The organism is Allomesorhizobium camelthorni (genome assembly GCF_011045125.1).
GTDB classification, from domain to species: Bacteria; Pseudomonadota; Alphaproteobacteria; order Rhizobiales; family Rhizobiaceae; genus Allomesorhizobium; species Allomesorhizobium camelthorni.
Map to the genome: position 1 here is coordinate 1 of NZ_JAAKZF010000208.1, position 2,575 is coordinate 2,575.

2 protein-coding genes are annotated in these 2,575 nt (G+C 60.4%); both read right to left on the reverse strand.

From position 1 onward, the window contains the following. Positions 1-34: 34 nt before the first annotated feature. The gene (locus G6N73_RS35250; protein ID WP_165034476.1) at positions 35-2,104 is read right to left on the reverse strand and encodes a recombinase family protein; all 2,070 of its coding nucleotides are present in this window, start codon (positions 2,102-2,104) and stop codon (positions 35-37) included. Then, positions 2,101-2,575 (reverse strand): hypothetical protein (locus tag G6N73_RS35255; RefSeq protein ID WP_165034477.1); only part of this gene is annotated, 475 nt, incomplete at its 5' end. The genes G6N73_RS35250 and G6N73_RS35255, both read right to left, overlap by 4 nt.

The window sequence follows — 2,575 nt, forward strand, 5'->3', positions numbered from 1 at the left end:
CCTGGTCCCACGTCATAATGCCCATCTCGTTACGCTATTGAAAGACAAGGGTCTTCTGATCCGAATCTGATGATGGCGGCCCCTTGGAGCACGACTTGATCCGCTCGATCAGATGCGAATCTTCGATATTTCCTCGTTTGATAACCCAAGGTGCGCCCATGCAATATTGCTGGGCAGGGATGATGCCGGCGCGAATCTGGCGAAGGACCGTCGCAGGGCTCAGATTGAGCATGCTGGCGGCTTCAGTCAACGTAACTTCGCCGCGCTCGGCCCATTCGCCATCCCTGTAGACCGCGATGTCGTGCGTATTGCGGAAGCCCCGGACACGCGACTGTGTCCATCCATTCGATCGACCTGTCCGCTTTCCCATCCGGTTGAGCATGCCGGCAATGGCCTTGTCAGGCATCATTCGTGCGCAGGCGCGGATCAACTCCACCGTCTCAGGCTCGACGCACCACCGCGTCTGACCCCGCCGGTTCTTTCTCACCGTCAGGCTGGTGTGATCGCCACCCTGCCAATGCAACAACAAATGAACCTCGTCACCCTCGACCTGTGCCACGATCTCGCGCAACACGACCCGGACGATACGCTTGCGCGTGACGGAAGTGGCCGCCGGATGATGCCAGGCAGCCTCCAGATCGGCCCCCATTTGCAATAGACGCTGGCGCTCCTCGACGCCCAAAGCTGCCGGCCGCTGTCGCAGCAGGGCCTCCAATTCTTCCTCGAGAGCGCGTACGCTCGCGAGGGCGCCATTCCACCGTCGCTCAAGTTCGCCAGCTACCAGACGATTGTCGGGGTCGACCGTGTCATACTGTCGGTGCGCCCTGGTTGCCTCATATCGCGCCTGTTCGAGCGCCAACTCGATCTGGCGCTGTTTTTCGCCAGACTGGTGCTCGCACTGCGTGATCGCTTGGATGGCCGCTTCAACGCCGAGCGGCTGCAGCAACCGCACGATCTCGACGCCCACCGCTTCGTCGACGCGCAGTGCGCCGAACGAGATACAGGGATCACCGCCAGGGTTGCTTCGGGTGGCGTCACACTTATAGCGGCCGACATCGCCCTTGGTGCCGTTGTAGCTGACAAGCAGGCGGCGGCCGCAATGGCCGCAGCGCAGCAGGCCCGCGAGCAAAGCCTCCCCCTTGCGCACCGGCCCGCGCACCATCATGCCCTTGCCGTTGGCATTGTCAGCGATCAGCCGTTGGTTCCTTTCAAACTCCGCCCAGGACAAATAGCCTTCGTGATGGTCAACGAGCAAGACAGCCCAATCTGAACGATCTTTGCGACGGCCGCGCACGATTCGCTTGCGGCCGTTTTCGATTATCGTCCGACTTCCGGTTCGGCCAAAGGCGTAAGCGCCGGCATAAACAGGATTGGTGAGAAGATTGCTCACCGTCGCATAGACCGGAAGCTTCCACAGCACCTGCCGTTGTCCGGAGTTCCTGGAGTTGAGGTACGGCAGCGCGATCTGGTCGCTTCGAAGCGACAAGAACACCTGGCGGATGCTTTGCATTTCGGCAAAGCGGGTGAAGACCAACCCGATCGCCTCTCGCACACGCAGGTCTGGATCCATTTCGATCTTGTCGCGGCCCATTTTCATATAGCCGACAGCTACCGTGAAGAAGAGCTCGCCCCGTCGTGCCTTCTGCTTCAAGGCTTCCATCGAACGGGCCCGCAGGAGCGACAGTTCGAGTTCGCTCATCGTCCCTTTCATGCCCAGCAACAACCGATCGTTTGGATGGCGTGGTTCATAGATTCCATCCTCATCGACAATCACCGTGCCAACCAGTCCGCAAAATTCGATCAGCGTGTGCCAGTCGCGTCCATTGCGCGCCAGACGCGACACTTCGATCGCAAAGACGGCACCGACGCGGCCTTCGCAGATCGCTGCCAACAGCTTCTCGAAGCCCGGACGACTGACGCCCGACCCCGAGCGGCCAAGGTCGTCGTCGATGACTGTCACATCCGTCCAGCCAAGAGCATGGGCACGGTCGGCAAGTCCATATTGACGCCGCCGGCTCTCATGATTGTTGGCAAGCTGATCGACGGTGGATTGCCGAATGTAGATGAAGGCGCCGCGCGCCAGGTGGTCAGACGTGATCTTCATCGCCGGCCTCCGTCACTGCGGGGACGCTGAGTGTTTCCGACAGCAGCGCGCTCACCAGTGGCAATAGCTTCGTCCGCTCGGACGCTGCTACCGGCACCGGTGGGGTCTTGGGCACGAAGAGATCGAATTGGCGGTGACAGGGTTGCCGTTGCTTCATGCTTGTCTCCTCCTTCGTGACGGGAATCGTCACGCAGCAAGGTTAGACAGGCATCGAGCTCAAGACGAAGTTCGTGCAGATACGCCAGCGGCAGACGGGGACGCTCCGTCATCATCATCGCCTTCGCTTGATCTTCCGTCATCCAGATCGGCAGATGCGCCAGTGTGCCGTCAGGCTGGCGGATGGTCAGACTGACCTCGTCACCACGACGATTGCGCCCGGCAACAGTAACCGTTTCCCCGTAACGGGGATGGAATCGGTAACGGATAATCGTCTCGCCCGACTGATAGCGGGTATTATGAAGCTGTTGCCCC

What these genes read in the sequence shown, in the direction of transcription:
- G6N73_RS35250 (WP_165034476.1), bottom strand. Translation starts at nt 2,104, where the DNA reads ATGAAGATCACGTCTGACCACCTGGCGCGCGGCGCCTTCATCTACATT.